General features: G+C 55.9%; 16 protein-coding genes and 5 tRNA genes. 2 read left to right on the top strand and 19 right to left on the bottom strand.

Annotated elements, in window-relative coordinates:
- Positions 1-6: 6 nt before the first annotated feature.
- The 3 genes from G7Y44_RS05860 to G7Y44_RS05850 form a co-directional block, all read right to left on the bottom strand.
- Positions 7-666: a cytochrome c maturation protein CcmE domain-containing protein gene (locus tag G7Y44_RS05860; RefSeq protein WP_165248293.1), complete on the bottom strand. Its 660-nt coding sequence runs from the start codon at positions 664-666 to the stop codon at positions 7-9.
- A gap of 266 nt (positions 667-932) precedes the next feature.
- On the bottom strand, positions 933-1,676 hold the full coding sequence (cgr1, locus tag G7Y44_RS05855; protein ID WP_165248291.1) for a cytochrome c-type protein Cgr1: 744 nt from the start codon (positions 1,674-1,676) through the stop codon (positions 933-935).
- A gap of 345 nt (positions 1,677-2,021) precedes the next feature.
- Positions 2,022-2,414 (bottom strand): hypothetical protein, encoded by a 393-nt coding sequence (locus tag G7Y44_RS05850; protein WP_165248290.1) that lies wholly within the window; start codon positions 2,412-2,414, stop codon positions 2,022-2,024.
- A gap of 206 nt (positions 2,415-2,620) precedes the next feature.
- Here G7Y44_RS05850 and G7Y44_RS05845 point away from each other — a divergent pair.
- Positions 2,621-2,696 (top strand) — tRNA-Ala (locus G7Y44_RS05845).
- Positions 2,697-3,024: 328 nt separating this feature from the next.
- Here the strand turns inward: G7Y44_RS05845 and rplA are convergent.
- The 10 genes from rplA to G7Y44_RS05795 form a co-directional block, all read right to left on the bottom strand.
- Positions 3,025-3,735, bottom strand: coding sequence for a 50S ribosomal protein L1 (gene rplA, locus G7Y44_RS05840; protein ID WP_165248288.1), 711 nt, complete (start codon positions 3,733-3,735; stop codon positions 3,025-3,027).
- A 132-nt stretch (positions 3,736-3,867) separates the two neighbouring features.
- The gene (gene rplK, locus G7Y44_RS05835; RefSeq protein WP_165044720.1) at positions 3,868-4,359 is read right to left on the bottom strand and encodes a 50S ribosomal protein L11; all 492 of its coding nucleotides are present in this window, start codon (positions 4,357-4,359) and stop codon (positions 3,868-3,870) included.
- Positions 4,360-4,473: 114 nt separating this feature from the next.
- Positions 4,474-5,004: a transcription termination/antitermination protein NusG gene (gene nusG / locus G7Y44_RS05830; protein WP_165044718.1), complete on the bottom strand. Its 531-nt coding sequence runs from the start codon at positions 5,002-5,004 to the stop codon at positions 4,474-4,476.
- Between the two features lie 12 nt (positions 5,005-5,016).
- Positions 5,017-5,451, bottom strand: a complete 435-nt coding sequence (gene secE, locus G7Y44_RS05825) for a preprotein translocase subunit SecE (RefSeq protein WP_165044716.1) — start codon at positions 5,449-5,451, stop codon at positions 5,017-5,019.
- A 108-nt stretch (positions 5,452-5,559) separates the two neighbouring features.
- Positions 5,560-5,636, bottom strand: a tRNA-Trp gene (locus G7Y44_RS05820).
- 24 nt (positions 5,637-5,660) lie between these two features.
- Positions 5,661-5,810 carry a 50S ribosomal protein L33 gene (gene rpmG, locus G7Y44_RS05815; protein ID WP_021900606.1) on the bottom strand — a complete coding sequence of 50 codons (150 nt, stop codon included), beginning with the start codon at positions 5,808-5,810 and terminating at the stop codon, positions 5,661-5,663.
- A gap of 111 nt (positions 5,811-5,921) precedes the next feature.
- Positions 5,922-7,118, bottom strand: coding sequence for an elongation factor Tu (tuf, locus tag G7Y44_RS05810; protein WP_165044714.1), 1,197 nt, complete (start codon positions 7,116-7,118; stop codon positions 5,922-5,924).
- Between the two features lie 88 nt (positions 7,119-7,206).
- Positions 7,207-7,283, bottom strand: a tRNA-Met gene (locus tag G7Y44_RS05805).
- Between the two features lie 4 nt (positions 7,284-7,287).
- Positions 7,288-7,363 (bottom strand) — tRNA-Thr (locus G7Y44_RS05800).
- Positions 7,364-7,367: 4 nt separating this feature from the next.
- A tRNA-Tyr gene (locus G7Y44_RS05795) sits at positions 7,368-7,452 on the bottom strand.
- Between the two features lie 424 nt (positions 7,453-7,876).
- Here G7Y44_RS05795 and G7Y44_RS05790 point away from each other — a divergent pair.
- Positions 7,877-9,166, top strand: coding sequence for an aminotransferase class I/II-fold pyridoxal phosphate-dependent enzyme (locus tag G7Y44_RS05790; RefSeq protein ID WP_165248286.1), 1,290 nt, complete (start codon positions 7,877-7,879; stop codon positions 9,164-9,166).
- A gap of 68 nt (positions 9,167-9,234) precedes the next feature.
- On the opposite strand, the gene G7Y44_RS05785 is transcribed toward G7Y44_RS05790, so the two are convergent.
- The 6 genes from G7Y44_RS05785 to nifJ form a co-directional block, all read right to left on the bottom strand.
- Positions 9,235-9,423, bottom strand: coding sequence for a hypothetical protein (locus G7Y44_RS05785; protein ID WP_165248284.1), 189 nt, complete (start codon positions 9,421-9,423; stop codon positions 9,235-9,237).
- 95 nt (positions 9,424-9,518) lie between these two features.
- A complete protein-coding gene (locus G7Y44_RS05780; protein WP_165044708.1) occupies positions 9,519-10,466 on the bottom strand; it encodes a thiamine pyrophosphate-dependent enzyme in 948 nt (315 codons plus the stop codon).
- Positions 10,467-10,484: 18 nt separating this feature from the next.
- Positions 10,485-11,672 (bottom strand): pyruvate ferredoxin oxidoreductase, encoded by a 1,188-nt coding sequence (porA, locus tag G7Y44_RS05775; RefSeq protein ID WP_165248282.1) that lies wholly within the window; start codon positions 11,670-11,672, stop codon positions 10,485-10,487.
- A gap of 7 nt (positions 11,673-11,679) precedes the next feature.
- Positions 11,680-12,009, bottom strand: a complete 330-nt coding sequence (locus G7Y44_RS05770) for a 4Fe-4S binding protein (RefSeq protein ID WP_165044704.1) — start codon at positions 12,007-12,009, stop codon at positions 11,680-11,682.
- Entirely contained in the window at positions 12,006-12,581 is a 576-nt protein-coding gene (locus tag G7Y44_RS05765; protein WP_165044702.1) for a 2-oxoacid:acceptor oxidoreductase family protein, read from the bottom strand. Before G7Y44_RS05765 ends, G7Y44_RS05770 begins: the two co-directional genes overlap by 4 nt.
- Before the next feature lie 345 nt (positions 12,582-12,926).
- Entirely contained in the window at positions 12,927-16,469 is a 3,543-nt protein-coding gene (nifJ, locus tag G7Y44_RS05760) for a pyruvate:ferredoxin (flavodoxin) oxidoreductase (RefSeq protein WP_165248280.1), read from the bottom strand.
- Between the last annotated feature and the right edge of the window lie 37 nt (positions 16,470-16,506).

Below are 16,506 nucleotides of genomic sequence, written 5' to 3'. Positions count from 1 at the left end.
CGGGCTTTACGCCTTCAGTGCCACATCAGTTGCCGCAAACGTGCCGTCCTCACTCAGCGAACCTGTAACCACAAGCGCACTACCCTCGGCAACGCCATCGGGAATAGCTCCATCATAGGCAACACCAAGCTCGACCGAACCGTCTTCCGACGTGAGAACAATGCGATCGCCCTCTCCGACCGCCGCCACCGATTTCGCAACACCGGCAACTTTCACCGGTTTACCAATGACGCTATCGCCGTAATCGAGCAGCTGCTCAACCGTCAAAGCATCAGTGGCGTTCTCGTATTTCGACGGACACTTCGTCACCAGCTCAGTACACGACAACACACCGTCAGCGCCCATCTTGCCCGTACAAATAGCAACAACACCGTTACCGAACGTCGCCGACACACCTCCGTCGAAGCGAACATCAAGCTCTTGGGAAGGATCGCCCTCGGGATCATAGATTCTAAATGTGAGCACGCCATCCTTTGTTTCGAAGGAATTGTCGACAACCGTGCCGGTAACCTGCACCTTCTGATCCTGATACGCTCCGCTTACCACGTCAGCAACCGTTACCGATTTCGCCGAACTCGATCCGCCAACCACCGCGAGCACGATAATCAAAACAATGACAATCACACCAGTGACGACCACCATGCGCCGCTTCATCTTCTTATTCATGCGTCTCCCTTTTTATCGCGCCGTATTCATGCGGCGCTTATGCATGCGTTATAACCGAATAATTTTCCCGCACTTCACTATGAGCCCGAATCGCACCGCCCGTGAAACTAAAAATTCACCATGAGGGCACATCTCTTGCCTTTCACCCGTACGTGTGCTGCGATTCTTGATCATGAGACAGAAAAGGGCTTGTCGTGAGCACGTGTGCTCACGACAAGCCCTCTCTCTTGCTTGTTTGCCCGATCTACCGTCGGACGTTGCGACGCTTAGGCGGCGGTGTTCGCCAGTGCCTTGGCGTCAGAGGCGCTCAGCCAGCCTTCAGGAATCTCGGCATCGCTGTGGCACTGCGAGCACTGCACAACGGATGCACGATGAGCCTTGTGGCACTCGCTGCATGCAACCTCACCATGCTGCGCAGAATGCGGATTGCGCTTCATGTCGTCGGTAGCAGACGCAAGTTGGTCGCGCGTCAGGTTATGGCAACCCTCGTTCAGGCAGAACTCATCAGGCGTCAACCCACGAGCCGCAACCAGATCCTCCAGGCTCTTCTCGGGAAGAACCACACCGAACGCGGAGTTGTCAACCACTTCGTAGCTACCAGATACCCACTTCATGCCCTCGCCGATCTGTTCGCTCAGCGTCGGAACATGGCAGCCCATGCAGGTGATCTCGTCGTTCATCTTCTCGCCCCAGTCACGGTGCACGCACGCGAGCATCGAGCTGGAGTTCGCAACTTCATTGCCCCACTTGTCGGTGGCCGCAGCACCAACCTCTGCCTCATAGGTCGGCAGATAGGGATCCATCGGCGTGTGGCAAATGGCGTTGCAGAAGCTTGGCTGCTCATGCCAAACCCAGAAGCCGGCACCGGCTGCAATCACGACAACCGCAACTACGCCAAGGATGATGGGGAGTTTCTTCTTTCCCTTCTTTGGCGCAGCCTCCTTGGTTGGAGAGTCCTCGACTACGGTTGCCTCGGCGGCGGCTTCCGCTTTGGTTACCTCTTCACTCATTCCTCTTCAACCTCCTTTCAGGTTTTCATCAGGCGCATACCTTCCATGCGCGTTTACCCGCAGAAGTGTAGCGCAAACTTTAATGCCCGTGCATAATAGCGCAAAATAATCAGTTCAGTATTCACCCGTTTTGGGGGATTTTCCAATTGACGCAGTTTTCGAAGATACTCTTTAGCTGCACACAATACAGATGTGCTAACTGGCCCAGAGAAACACTGATTACTTCCGCCAGTCCTACATTTGTAGTGCGGTGCCTGGAGATCTCAAATCTCATTTACGCACGTACACACGCATTTGGTTTTCGGCTCCCAGCCATCCACCCTGCAAACGCAGGACAAGACAACCTTAATCAGTGTTTCCCTGGCGTTTAAACGCCATCGACGACGCTTCGTCTCCCATGATCAACCGATCACCATCAAGGCGCATCAATGCCACGTTGTTGTCGAGTGTAGCCAACCCCTCATCGGTTGATGTAGCTTGCCATGTTCCTGTTGATATCTCACCGTACTGATCGATAATTAACGTGCCATCTTCTTCAAGCGTAAGCTGGATGATCATCCCAAGATCTCGCATCTCTCTCACGTAATCGGGCGATAAGGCACTTTCGTCGCCCGACGTTTCAACGAGCTCCCACGAACCCACAAACGTATCGCCGTCATGTAGCGTCGCGCATCCGCACAACATCAGCAAGACCAGCATTGCCGTAATCGCACCTGCAAGTTTAATGACGTCTCTCATACGTGGCCCCTCCTACATTGCACATCGCAAATCATCCCCTATATTCATTCTGAACTGTTTGAACAAAAAAAGAAAGAAGAAGTTTTGCAACTTCGCTCATCCACGATTGACAAAGCCCATTCGCACTGCCACAATGTCAACTTGCGTGAATGAGCCAGGACGCAAACAACGGACGGAATCGCACGGTTTGCGCATGGCGAAATTTCGGGGCATTAGCTCAGCTGGGAGAGCGCGGCGTTCGCAATGCCGAGGTCAGGGGTTCGATCCCCCTATGCTCCACCAATATTTAGAAAGGTCGTTGGCCCAGGTCAGCGGCCTTTTTTGGTAACCTGACATGGATCGAACCCCGAGAGGGCAAAATGCGCCAGTGGCGCATTTTGGTCCGAAAGCCGAAGGCTTGAGGAATTCACGGATTCGCGAAGCGAATACGTGTCGATCCCCCTATGCTCCACCAATATCTAGAAAGGTCGTTGGCCCAGGTCAGCGGCCTTTTTTGGTAACCTGACATGGATCGAACCCCGAGAGGGCAAAATGCGCCAGTGGCGCATTCTGAACAGCAAAAAGGCCCCGGTATGCGGGGCCCAAAAACGAATGTGTTTTGGTTTGCTGCTTACTCGGCAACCTTCTCCGTGTAAGCACGCGTCACAGACGAGTCAACCGGCACACCGGGGCTCATAGTGGACGCAACGGTGATAGACTTCACGTAACGGCCCTTGGCTGCAGCGGGCTTCATGCGAAGGATTTCGTCGTACACAGCACCGTAGTTCTGGGCGAGCTGCTCGGGAGTGAAGGAAACCTTACCCAGGATAACGTGAGCATTGCCGTAACGGTCGGCACGGTACTCCACACGACCACCCTTGAGCTCCTTGATAGCCTTGGCTACGTCGGTGGTCACGGTACCGAGCTTCGGATTCGGCATCAGGCCACGGGGGCCGAGAATCTTACCTAAGCGACCAACTTTACCCATCTGATCGGGCGTGGCGACAGCAGCATCGAAGTTAAATTCGCCAGCCTGAATCTGAGCGACCAACTCGTCGGTACCAACAATGTCGGCACCAGCCTCTTCAGCAGCGCGAGCAGCTTCGCCTTCAGCGAACACCGCCACGCGAACCGTCTTACCAGAGCCGTTGGGCAGGCTCACCGTACCACGGAGCTGCTGATCGGCCTGACGAGTATCGATGCCAAGACGGAAGTGGACTTCAACCGTCTCGTCGAACTTTGCAGTCGCGATCTCCTTCAGCAGCGCCATGGCATCGATCGGCGCGTACGCCGACTCAGTGATCTTCTCCTGCGCGGCGCGATAATTCTTGGATAACTTCATACTTGCTTCCTTTCGTGGTAATGGCGAGCGCCTTAAGCGCCCTTCCACTTATCTATGGTAATGGCACCTGTGTACCATCGACCTAACTTCATACACTGCTCTATGCGCATGCAGCAGTGCATTGCTTAAAGCTTACGCTTCACCCCTGAGGATGGCCGCAACCTTACGGGAGGGTACATACTTCTTCTTCATGGGACGACCCTCAATGCGCACACCCATGCTACGAGCGGTGCCTGCAATGATATTCATGGCAGCATCGATATCGTTGGCATTCAGATCGGGCAGTTTGATCTCGGCAATCTCACGAAGCTGATCTTCGGTCAACGTACCAGCAACCTTGATCTGAGGAATGCCCGAACCACTCTTAATGCCCAGCTTCTCCTTAATGAGCACCGCAGCAGGCGGGGTTTTGCAGACAAACGTGAAGCTCTTGTCTTCGTAAACGGTAATCTCAACAGGGATGATGGTACCGGACTGATCCTGCGTCTGGGCGTTGAACGCCTGGCAGAACTGCATGATGTTAACACCCTGAGCACCCAACGCCGGACCGACCGGAGGGGCAGGATTTGCAGCGCCTGCCGGAATCTGCAGCTTAACAAAGCCGGTTTTCTTTTTTTCAGCCATTGTGAACGTTCCTTTCAGCTGAACAACATTCGTTTCGTTTTGCTATCAACTAAGCGCCTTACATGAGAAGCCCCGGTCCACTCGGGCATGCGCAGCAGCTTGTTTGCTTACCAGTTATATTTTCGCCACCTGATCGAAGGAAAGCTCCACCGGTGTCTCGCGACCAAAGATGGAGACCATAACCTTCACCTTGCCAGCCTCGGGAGCAACCTCTGAAACAATGCCATCGAACTCGGCGAGCGGGCCAGACACAACCTTCACGGACTGGCCAACTTCCAAACTCGAAGATGTTTTCTTCGGAGTCTCGGGGCTTGTACGCTTCATAATCTTGTTGTACTCAGCACGCGTAAGCGGAGCGGGTTTGTTGTCGGCCCCTACGAAACCCGTAACGCCTGGAGTGTTGCGAACGGCTGCCCAACTGCGATCATCGAGCTCCATACGAACGAGCACGTAGCCGGGAAACACTTTTTTTTCGCTCTCCACACGACGACCGCCGTCTTTGATCTCGGTAACCGTTTCCGTGGGTATCTCAATAGCAAAAACGTTGTCTTCCAGCCCCATTGTCTCAACACGGGTCTGAAGGCTCGCTTTCACTTTGTTCTCGTAACCAGAGTACGTATGCAGAACATACCATTTTTTCGCCATGTACCTTGCTCCTTACGCAACAAGCCCGGACAAGCTGGATATCGCAACCAGCAACGGCGTAACGATAACGTTGTCCAGCACGGCGACGAATACACCGAAGAACACCAACGCAGCCACAACGACGCCACTCCAACGAAGAACGTCCTGACGCGTGGGCCATGTAACCCTGCGCATCTCGGAACGCACACCCTTGAAGAACGTCCGGATGCGACCGGGCTTCTTCTCCTTCTTGACAACTTTATTGGCATCCGCCTGCTTGCCGCTGTTCGAGGACGATCCGGCGGTCTCGGACTTCTTGAACAAGCCTTTCTTAGGGGCCTCCGGCTTAGCGGCAGGTTCTTCCTGCTTTACCTCCAGGCCCAACTCCTCGGCACGCTTCGCCTCCGCCTTTCGCTTGGCGCGCGCCGCAGAAGCTTTTGCTCGCTGTGTCTTTGATTTCTTAGCCATCTGTGTCCTTAAGCGGAAATTGATTTCCTTCTAAACGCCAAACAAGCAGCCTGACTCCAAGCTGCTCCTTCCAAGCAACCTGAATGCAAGCTGCTCATGCAGTCGAGCTGGCAGGCCAGGAGGGACTCGAACCCCCAACATGCGGTTTTGGAGACCGCCGCTCTACCAATTGGAGCTACTGGCCTATGCTCGCTAAAATCACTGATCTGCTATCGGGTTTCCTTATGCAGGGTATGATGACCACACCACTTGCAGTATTTCTTGAACTCGATACGGTCAGGATTATTCTGCTTGTTCTTCTTGGTCGTATAGTTACGGCGCTTGCACTCAGTGCATGCCAAAGTGACCAATGTACGCATGAACTCTCCTTTTACTGTATTCCAAACAAGCTTGAATGTCTACACATGAACTCGAAGAATGCAGAGCCCGTCTTTTCAACGGGCTCTGCATCGACGTATCTTTGAGAATTACTACTTGAGGATCTTGGTAACGCGACCCGAACCAACGGTGCGGCCACCTTCGCGGATAGCGAACTTCAGGCCCTCTTCCATAGCGATCGGGTGAATCAGCTCGCCACGCAGCGTAACATTGTCGCCAGGCATAACCATCTCGGTGCCCTCGGGCAGATGTGCAACGCCGGTAACGTCAGTGGTGCGGAAGTAGAACTGCGGACGATAGCCATCGAAGAACGGAGTGTGACGGCCGCCCTCTTCCTTGGTCAGGATGTAAACCTGGCCCTCAAACTCGGTGTGCGGGGTCACGCTGCCGGGCTTGCAGAGAACCTGGCCACGAACGATGTCTTCGCGCTTAACGCCACGCAGCAGGCAGCCGATGTTGTCGCCGGCCTGAGCCTCGTCGAGCAGCTTGCGGAACATCTCGATGCCGGTGCAGACGGTGCTGGAAGTCTCCTTGATACCAACCATCTCCAGCGGGTCGTTCACATGCAGAACGCCACGCTCAACACGACCGGTAGCAACGGTACCACGACCGGTAATGGTCATGGTGTCCTCAACGGCCATCAGGAACGGCTTGTCAACGTCACGCTCCGGGGTCGGGATGTGCTCGTCAACGAGGTCCATGAGCTCCCAGATCTTCTCCTGCCAATCCTTGTCGCCCTCCAGAGCCTTCAGAGCGGAGCCGCGGACGATCGGGCAATCCTCGAAGCCGTAGGAATCGAGCAGTTCGGTAACTTCCATCTCAACGAGCTCGATGAGTTCCTCGTCATCAACCATGTCACACTTGTTCAGGAACACGACGATGTAGGGAACGCCGACCTGACGGGCGAGCAGGATGTGCTCGCGGGTCTGAGCCATGGGGCCGTCGGTAGCGGCGATAACCAGAATAGCGCCGTCCATCTGAGCAGCACCGGTGATCATGTTCTTGACGTAGTCAGCATGGCCGGGGCAGTCAACGTGAGCGTAGTGACGCTGATCCGTCTCGTACTCGATGTGAGCGATGGAGATGGTGATGCCGCGCTCGCGCTCTTCGGGAGCCTTGTCGATCTGATCGAAGGCAGTGAAGTCAGCATGAGCGGTGCCGTGAGAGCCGTCGTTCTCAGACAGAGTCTTGGAAATAGCGGCAGTCAGGGTCGTCTTGCCATGGTCAACGTGACCGATGGTGCCGATGTTAACATGCGGCTTGGAGCGCTCAAACTTCTCTTTAGCCATGAGTCATCCTCCTTTTTGAATTCGCTTTATGCGAAAACGAAACCTGAATAAAACGACGCGTCCGACAATGCGGACGCGGAATATACAATGGTAGCGGTGACTGGATTTGAACCAGTGACGCCACGGGTATGAACCGTGTGCTCTGACCAACTGAGCTACACCGCCGTAATGGAGCCTGCGACCGGACTTGAACCGGTGACCTCTTCGTTACCAACGAAGTGCTCTACCGACTGAGCTACACAGGCAAGATGGTGGGCGCGCTAGGATTCGAACCTAGGTAAGCATAGCTAACGGGTTTACAGCCCGTCCCCTTTAACCACTCGGGCACACGCCCCTGTTCGTCGCTCAATTCATGTGTACTTTTCAAGCTGCCACTCGCACTTTCACACCTCCGAACGCGCGAGCAGGAGAATAATACACTCGGTTTTCCGAGCTGTCAACTATCAACACGCCCCCGGGAGTGTCTCCATCATTCCCACACCAGAGCGAGCGCCGGACCAATGACAAGCGCGGGCACTCCGCTGGTCCTTTTTCGAAAGTACCTGCGGAAACTCGCTTTCAGCGCCTGCAATACGCCGGAAAATCGAACTACTTTCACACGTCGTCTGGCTCGAAGCAACTATACTAGAATGCGTGCATGCCAGCATCTACAAAGCACAGCTTGCCTGAAACCTTCACCGGGAATACGTGAGCTTTGCGACGTAATGGCTCCCACAACAATGACAAAGCAAAAGCTATCTCGAAAGAGGCTTCTCACCATGACCGCCTATGCCACGATGTCGACTCAGCAACTCGAAGAAGAACTCACCCGCTTACGCGCCGAACATGCGACGTTCCAAGCAAAGGGGCTTTCGCTGAATATGGCACGCGGAAAGCCCTCCGCAGCGCAACTCGACCTAAGCATGCCGATGCTTGACGAACTGCGTGCTGATGTACGTGCCATTGCCGAAGATGGCACCGACTGTCGCAACTATGGTGTGCTCGATGGTCTGCCTGAAGCTAAACGACTCATGGCCACAATGCTTGATGACAATGCGGACAACGTTATCGTATTCGGCAACGCAAGCCTTACTATTATGTATGACACCATGGCACGCTGCTTTCAGTTTGGCACCTGCGGATCACGCCCTTGGAACGACTATGACGTTGTGAAATGGATCTGTCCCGTTCCTGGATACGACCGTCATTTCGCTATCACCGAAGCGTTCGGCGCACAGATGATACCAGTTCGTCTGACCGCAACCGGGCCAGATATGGACGAGGTAGAACGCATCGCAGCAAGCGACGAACGCGTAAAGGGAATGTGGTGCGTGCCGAAGTATTCGAACCCAAGCGGCATTACCTATTCCGACGATACGGTGCGCCGGTTGGCCTTCATGGAATGCGCCGCCGATGACTTCCGCATCTTCTGGGACAATGCGTACTGCGTGCATCATCTTTACGACGAAGCAAACGAGCAGGATCATCTGCTCGACATCGGCCGCACTTGTAAAGAGGCAGGACATGCCGACCGTGCCTTCAAGTTCGCATCGACGTCGAAGGTGACGTTTCCTGGAGCAGGGGTTGCGGCGATGGCAGCAAGCCCCGCAAATATCGCCGATATCAAGCAGCACATAAGTGTGCAAATGATCGGCCACGATAAGCTCAATCAGCTACGACATGTGCGCTTCTTGCGCGATGCTTCTGGAATTGCGCTGCACATGAGTAAGCACGCAGCTATCATGCGGCCAAAATTCGAGTTAGTGCTGCAAGCGCTTGATCGCGAGCTTGAAAGCATTGGTGAGTGCTTCTGGGAGCGTCCCCGCGGCGGCTATTTCGTTTCGTTTAATGCACCGCACGGTTGCGCAAAACGCACGGTGGAGCTTGCGCGACAGGCAGGCGTGTGCCTAACCGGAGCCGGAGCAACTTGGCCGTATGGCAACGATCCCGCCGACTCGAACATTCGCATCGCCCCGTCGCTGCCGCCCCTTGACGAGCTGAAAGAGGCTATGGACGTGTTCTGCTGCTGCGTGAAGCTCGCATACGCAGAAAGGCTGCTGGGCGTTTAGCATGAGCCGACACCAAGCAGCCTTGAGTAGTGCTGTGCCGGACCTTGAGCCGACAGGTTTATCGGTTCCTACGAGTACGAATACCCTAAAACAACCGCCAAGCCGACGATGACGGCGATGCACGCCAACGTGGAGTAAATGATAAGCTTCCTCTTTTGCTTTTGAGCCCGTTTAAGTTCCGCCTCCTTCTTTGCGCGCGCGATTTCGTATGCGGTCAAAGGCGGTACGCTTTCGATGCCCCCTTGCTCGTCAGCCATGCGATCTCCTATCGTTACATGAACGTTAATGTGAAAAACGGCTGTCTGCATTGTACCGCAGGCAGCCGTTTTCGAATATGCAAAGTAGATACCGTCTAGAGACCCTTCGATCCCTCAACGCGGCCTTCGAGATAAGCCCAGTACGCCGCAACATCGGCCTTCATCTCGTCGAGAAGCGCCTCATTTCCCGAACGGAACAAGTGCTTGAAACGACCCTGAGGACGAAGGAAGTCCTCGAGCGGACGCAGGTTCTTCTCCTTCACGGGCGTGAGCTTCCATACGCCGTTTTCCACCTCGAACAACGGCCAGAACTTGGTGTTGACCGCCAGACGGCAGATGTCGAGGGTCTCATCGCTGCCGATACGCCAACCACGCGGGCAGGGCGCCATAACGTTGATGAATGCCGGACCATCGACGGCAATAGCTTTCTCAGCCTTAGCCACAAGATCTTTCCAGTGACCAACCGTCGACTGGGCAACATAGGGCACACCATGCGCCGCAATGATGGAAGCGAGGTCTTTGCGAACCTGCGGTTTGCCCTGCTGAGCCACGCCAACTTCCGACGTAGTAGCCCACGCACCCTTTGGCGTTGCCGATGAGCGCTGAATGCCCGTGTTCATGTAAGCGCCATTGTCGTAGCACACGTACACGATGTCGTGGCCGCGCTCCATGGCGCCGGAGAGCGACTGCAAGCCGATATCGTACGTGCCACCATCGCCGCCGAATGCGATGAACTTCATCTTCTTGTCGGCGGGTATTTTGCCCGCGCGACGCAAACCCTTAAACGCAGCTTCAACGCCGGACATGGTTGCTGCCGCATTCTCGAATGCGTTATGGATGAAGGGAACCTTCCACGAGTTATACGGCGCAATAGTGGTGGACACCTCTAAGCAGCCGGTTGCACTGCCTACGATAGGATAAACGTCGTCGGGCACGCCCATCAGCACTTGACGGACGCAGATGGAAGCACCGCAGCCACCGCACAGGCGATGACCGGCAGCCAGACACTCGGGACGGCGGGAAAGCTCTTTGATGTTTGCCATAGATGCTTACCTCCCTTGTTATTCCTCGAACCCGAGGTAGCTGAGTGCCGGCGATGCCGTGCCCGCAGCCACGTCCTCGAGCGTATCGAATATGCTGGTCATCAGCTCATTGGTGAGATCCTGCCCACCTAAGCCGAAGATGTAGTTTTTAACTGGCATGGTAAGACCCGCCTCATGCAGGGCGGATATAACCTCGGCACCTAACGGTCCATGCGCAGCACCGATGGAGTCGGAACGATCCATAACAGCCACGGCCTTTGCTGTCTTGCACGCCGCAGCAACCGCAGCAGCCGGGAACGGGCGGAACACCTTCGGACGAACGACACCCACGCGCCTTCCCTGTGCGCACAGCTCGCGCGCAATATGGCGCGCGTTGCCGGCCGCCGAACCCAGCACGACCACCACGTAGTCGGCGTCTTCGGTTCCCCATGTATCAACCACGTTAAATGGTCGGCCACAGATGGCTTCCCATGCCTTGCCGTACTCTTCAATGACGGAAAGCGCCCCGGTATTCGCACGACGACACGCCAGATGCGTCTTCATGTAGCAATCGCCGAGCGCATACGAACCACACCCCACCGGATTGTCGGTGTCGAGCAGTGGATGCGCTGCAACGTAGTCGCCCACGAATGCGCGAACTGTGTCGTCATCTTCCATTTCGCAGCGCTCCATGGCGTGACTGGTGGTGAAACCGTCGAGTGTGGTAAGCACAGGAAGCTGAACACGTGCATCTTCGGCAACCTTGAACGATACCACCGTGTTGTCATAGGCTTCCTGCGCGGTTTCGGCAAACATGATGATCCAACCGGTGTCGCGCGCACCCATGATGTCGGAGTGGTCGCAGTGGATGTTGATAGGAGCTGCGAGCGCGCGGTTGGCGTTTGCCATGACGATGGGCAGACGCATACCGGCAGTGATGTGCAGTTCCTCCCACATGAGCGCCAAACCCTGCGATGCCGTGGCTGTGGCCACACGCGCGCCGGCAGCAGATGCTCCTACACAGGCGGACAGCGCCGAATGCTCGGACTCCACCGTTACATATTCGGTATGCACGCGGCCGTCGGCCACGAACTTCGCGAAGCTTTCGACAATCGTAGTTTGAGGCGTAATGGGGTACGCAGCCATGACGTCGGGCTCAGCCTGGCGCATCGCCTCGGCCACCATCTGATTTCCCGTTGCGGAAAAGGCTTTGATCTCGGTGCTCATAGTAGCTTTACGCCTCCTTCGCAGCGTCGGCTTGATCCTCACGAATGAGTTCCAAGCATCCGAAGCGGCATTCGTGCACGCATACGCCGCATCCCTTGCAGTGATCGTAGTCGATGCCGACCATCTTTCCATCCTGGACGATGATGGATGAGTCGGGGCACGATATCCAACAGAGCATGCAGTTCGTGCATGCTTCGGCATTCCACACGGGACGCATCGAGCGCCACCCGCCCGTGATGTAGTGCTCGGACAACCCGCCGGGCATGACAAAGCCAGTGGGCATCTGATCGACCGTCCAGCTGTTGAAGTCCTCGATGTTGGGCGTGATCAGCTTCATGCGAGCTCCACCTCCTTGTACGCGCGATCGACGCTTGCCAGGTTAGCGTCAATCATCTCCTGTGAGAATTTTTTGCCAAACATGATGGTCAGACGTTGCTTCACCGCATCAACAGGAACCAAGCCCGTCACCTTGGAAAGTGCGCCAACAATGGGTGTGTTGGGAACGTTGCGCCCGATGGTTTCCAGAGCAATCTTCGATGCGTCAACCACCGCGACGGTGACGTCGTTGGCAACACCTAAGCGCTCGCGCGCACAGGCAAGCGACATTTCGGAATTAAGAATGACGGTACCGCCCGGTAGGAGACCTTCAGTCACATCGACGGTGTCGAGCAGCGTCTCATCGAGCACGATAACGATGGCCGGATTCGTAATGGTATTGTGAACCTCGATAGGTTCACTGCACACTCGCGTGTACGCCTTCAGCGGGGCGCCGTTGCGCTCCGGTCCATACTCGGGCATCGCCTGAATATAAGCGCCCTGCATGAGCGCAGTGTCGGCTACAAGCTTCGCCGCCGTAACGGCGCCCTGTCCCGCACGCGCATGCCAGCGGATCTCAGTCAACTGGGACATGGCTCTCCTCTCTTTCCTCTGCGGCATGTTCTCGTCTTCACCTGCGCAGGCACACCAAACAGCAATGCATCGAAGCATCGCGGTGCGCGTTCGCATCGTCGTGAAAGAATTGATGATAGCAGTGAAGCGAGTGAGCGTACGGCCATCGGGTACACACGGACGCCCCTGCTCGGTAAATGGGCTTTACACACTCATGAATCCGTATGAAAGCACTGAGGAAGAGGGGGGTTGTGTATGTGTACCGCATCGAGCGCCGACACAAAGAAGAAGCCTCCCTTACTCTTACTCAAGGGAGGCTTTTGTTACAGCGAAACCAAGCACGCTGATGCTGCTCTCTACGAGCGCTTACGCTTCGGCGTACATCTCCTTCAGCTTCACCAAGTGATCGTAACGATCGATGGCAGCTTTCTCGTTGCGCTCGAACAGCTCTTGTGCGCGGTCGGGGAACTCGCGCGTTAAGCGGCTATAGCGCGCCTCGTTCATAAGGAAGTCACGGTAACCGCCCGCAGGCTCCTTCGAATCGAGCACGAACTTCTTGCCCGGCGCACCATTGGGGTTGAAACGGAACAGGTTCCAGTAACCGCATTCAACAGCCTTTTTCATCTCCTGCTGGCAGTTCATCATGCCTCCCTTGATGGAGTGCATCTCACAGGGAGAGTAGCCGATGATCAGCGACGGACCCGGATACGCCTCGGCTTCGGCGATAGCCTTCACCGTTTGCTGCTCGTTTGCGCCCATGGCAACCTGTGCCACGTACACATAACCGTACGCCATGGCGATTTCGGCAAGGCTCTTCTTCTTGACTTCCTTGCCAGCTGCGGCAAACTGCGCAACCTGGCCGATATTGGATGCCTTGGATGCCTGGCCACCGGTGTTGGAGTATACCTCGGTGTCAAACACGAACACGTTCACGTCCTCACCCGACGCTAGTACGTGATCGAGGCCGCCGTAGCCGATGTCATATGCCCAACCGTCGCCACCGAAGATCCAGATGGACTTCTTGGTCAGGTATTCCTTGTCGGCCAGCACTTCGGCTGCCACCGGGCAACCGCTCGAAGCGGCATCTTCGAGTGCCGGAACAAGCGCACGAGCCGCCGCGGCGTTCGCATTGCCGTCGGCTGTCGTTGACAGATACGTCTCAATGAGTGAGCGGGTGTCAGCAGGGGTTTTTTCGTTGGCCGCCATGCTTTCCAGCTTGCCAATCAGGCGATTACGCACCGCTTCGTGGCCAAGCAGCATACCCAAACCGTGCTCGGCGTTATCCTCAAACAGCGAGTTGCTCCACGCAGGGCCGTGTCCTTCCTTGTTCACCGTGTACGGCGATGTGGCAGCAGGACCACCCCAGATTGACGAGCAGCCCGTGGCGTTGGCAATGTACATACGCTCGCCGAATAGCTGCGTAACCAGACGCGCGTACGACGTTTCGGCACAACCAGCGCACGCTCCGGAGAACTCGAGCAACGGCTGCTTAAACTGACTACCCTTCACGGTGGGGCTGAACACTTCGGACTTCTCGCTTACGTGGGCAACGCAATAGTCGAACACCTCTTGCTGATCCATCTCGCTTTCCTGCGGAACCATGGATAGCGCGCCCATGGGGCACGCGCCAATGCACACACCGCAGCCCATGCAGTCGAGCGGAGAAATAGCCAGCGTATACTCGTAACCCTTCGCTTTACCTCCCTTGCCGGGAATAACCACCATAGCCTGCGGAGCCGCAGCCACCTCTTCGGCGGTAAGCACATAGGGACGGATGGTGGCATGGGGGCATACGAACGAACAGCTGTTACACTGGATGCACTTCTGCTCGTCCCACAGCGGAACATTCACGGCAACGCCACGCTTCTCGAAGGCAGCGGCACCTTGTTCGAACTGACCATCAATGTGATGAGCGAACGCGGAAACCGGCAGGGAATTGCCCGCCATCAAGCCAACCGGCTGCATGATACCCGACACCATCTGCGTCAGCTCGGGACGTCCCTCAAGTTCGGCCTGCTTGCGATCGTCGGTTGCATTGGCCCATTCGGCGGGAACTTCCACCTTGCGATACGCAGTGGCACCAGCGTCGATAGCCTTGTGATTCATGTCCACGATGTCCTGGCCTTTCTTCAGGTAAGACTTCGTGGCAGCGTCTTTCATGTACTGGATGGCATCTTTCTGCGGCATAACACCCGTCAACGCGAAGAATGCCGACTGCAGAATCGTGTTGGTGCGCTTACCCATGCCGATCTCGATAGCCAGGTCAATAGCGTCGATGATGTAGAGCTGCACGTTGTTTTGAGCGATGTAGCGCTTCGTTTCGGCATCAAGATGCGTGTCGAGCTCTTCAGGCGTCCACTGGCAATTAACGAGGAAGATGCCGCCAGGCTTCACGTCCTTCACGATTTTAATGCCACGCATCAGATACGACGGGTTGTGACAGGCAACAAAGTCGGCTTTATTCACGTAATACGGGCTGCGGATGGGAGATCCGCCGAAGCGCAGGTGGCTGATGGTCACGCCGCCGGTCTTCTTCGAGTCGTACTGGAAATAAGCCTGCACGTATTTATCGGTGTGGTCGCCGATGATCTTGATGGAGTTCTTGTTTGCACCAACCGTACCGTCACCGCCAAGGCCCCAGAACATGCACTCGATGGTGCCTTCCGCAGCCGTGTTCGGGCAGTTGCGATCTTCAGGCAGCGATAAATTGGTCACATCGTCAACGATACCCACGGTGAACTCGCGGCGCGGCGCATCCTTCGCAAGCTCTGTGTAGATAGCAAATACGCTCGACGGCGGGGTATCTTTGGAACCAAGACCATAACGGCCACCGCACACAGTGATGCCAGTCACACCATGCTCGGCAAGTGCGCTCACAACGTCCATGTACAGCGGCTCGCCAATGGAGCCAGGCTCTTTGGTGCGGTCCATGACGGCAATCTTCTTCACCGTAGACGGCAGCGCAGCCACGAACTTCTCGGTGACAAACGGGCGGTACAGGCGAACCTTCACCAAGCCCACCTTTTCGCCATGAGCGTTCAGGTAGTCGATAACCTCTTCGGCAACATCGCAGAACGAGCCCATAGCAACGATTACGCGGTCGGCATCGTCAGCACCATAGTAGTTGAACAGCTGATAGTTCGTACCGATCTTTGCGTTCACCTGAGCCATGCACGCTTCCACCACGGCGGGCAACTGATCGTAGGCGCTGTTGCACGCCTCACGATGCTGGAAGAAGATGTCGTCGTTCTCATGGCTACCACGCATGGCAGGACGTTCGGGGTTCAGCGAATGCTTACGGAATGCGGCGACGGCGTCCATATCGCACATATCTGCAAGATCGTCGTAATCCCACACGGAGATCTTCTGAATCTCATGAGAAGTGCGGAAACCATCGAAGAAGTTGATGAACGGCACCCGGCCCTTGATGGCCGACAGGTGCGCGACGGCAGCGAGGTCCATGACCTCCTGTACGTTGCTTTCGGCGAGCATCGCAAAACCGGTCTGACGACACGCCATAACATCGGAATGATCGCCGAAGATGTTCAGCGCGTGCGTGGCAACGGTGCGGGCACTCACATGGAAGACGCTCGGCAGCTGCTCGGCCGCAATCTTGTACATGTTCGGAATCATGAGCAGCAGACCCTGAGACGCCGTATACGTGGTGGTCAGCGCGCCAGCGGCAAGTGATCCGTGCACAGCACCCGCAGCGCCGCCCTCAGATTGCATTTCGCACACTTTCACGGTGGTGCCGAAGATGTTCTTCTTTCCCTGCGCCGACCACTGGTCAACGTAGTCAGCCATAGGGCTCGAAGGCGTGATGGGATAGATTCCCGCCACTTCCGTAAAGGCGTAGGAAACATACGCTGCTGCGTTGTTTCCATCCATCGACTTAAATTCCCTCGTCATTGTCTCTCCTTTGCAAAAGGGGTTGCCGACCTATGGT

Source organism: Adlercreutzia sp. ZJ141, assembly GCF_011038965.1.
Taxonomy (GTDB): Bacteria; Actinomycetota; Coriobacteriia; order Coriobacteriales; family Eggerthellaceae; genus ZJ141.
Note: the sequence above shows the minus strand (reverse complement) of the source record. Positions and strands in the feature narration are given on the sequence as shown.

Coding starts and splice junctions, on each gene's coding strand:
- G7Y44_RS05860 (WP_165248293.1), bottom strand. CDS start 666: ATGAATAAGAAGATGAAGCGGCGCATGGTGGTCGTCACTGGTGTGATT.
- cgr1 (WP_165248291.1), bottom strand. CDS start 1,676: ATGAGTGAAGAGGTAACCAAAGCGGAAGCCGCCGCCGAGGCAACCGTA.
- G7Y44_RS05850 (WP_165248290.1), bottom strand. CDS start 2,414: ATGAGAGACGTCATTAAACTTGCAGGTGCGATTACGGCAATGCTGGTC.
- rplA (WP_165248288.1), bottom strand. CDS start 3,735: ATGAAGTTATCCAAGAATTATCGCGCCGCGCAGGAGAAGATCACTGAG.
- rplK (WP_165044720.1), bottom strand. CDS start 4,359: ATGGCTGAAAAAAAGAAAACCGGCTTTGTTAAGCTGCAGATTCCGGCA.
- nusG (WP_165044718.1), bottom strand. CDS start 5,004: ATGGCGAAAAAATGGTATGTTCTGCATACGTACTCTGGTTACGAGAAC.
- secE (WP_165044716.1), bottom strand. CDS start 5,451: ATGGCTAAGAAATCAAAGACACAGCGAGCAAAAGCTTCTGCGGCGCGC.
- rpmG (WP_021900606.1), bottom strand. CDS start 5,810: ATGCGTACATTGGTCACTTTGGCATGCACTGAGTGCAAGCGCCGTAAC.
- tuf (WP_165044714.1), bottom strand. CDS start 7,118: ATGGCTAAAGAGAAGTTTGAGCGCTCCAAGCCGCATGTTAACATCGGC.
- G7Y44_RS05790 (WP_165248286.1), top strand. CDS start 7,877: ATGACCGCCTATGCCACGATGTCGACTCAGCAACTCGAAGAAGAACTC.
- G7Y44_RS05785 (WP_165248284.1), bottom strand. CDS start 9,423: ATGGCTGACGAGCAAGGGGGCATCGAAAGCGTACCGCCTTTGACCGCA.
- G7Y44_RS05780 (WP_165044708.1), bottom strand. CDS start 10,466: ATGGCAAACATCAAAGAGCTTTCCCGCCGTCCCGAGTGTCTGGCTGCC.
- porA (WP_165248282.1), bottom strand. CDS start 11,672: ATGAGCACCGAGATCAAAGCCTTTTCCGCAACGGGAAATCAGATGGTG.
- G7Y44_RS05770 (WP_165044704.1), bottom strand. CDS start 12,009: ATGAAGCTGATCACGCCCAACATCGAGGACTTCAACAGCTGGACGGTC.
- G7Y44_RS05765 (WP_165044702.1), bottom strand. CDS start 12,581: ATGTCCCAGTTGACTGAGATCCGCTGGCATGCGCGTGCGGGACAGGGC.
- nifJ (WP_165248280.1), bottom strand. CDS start 16,469: ATGACGAGGGAATTTAAGTCGATGGATGGAAACAACGCAGCAGCGTAT.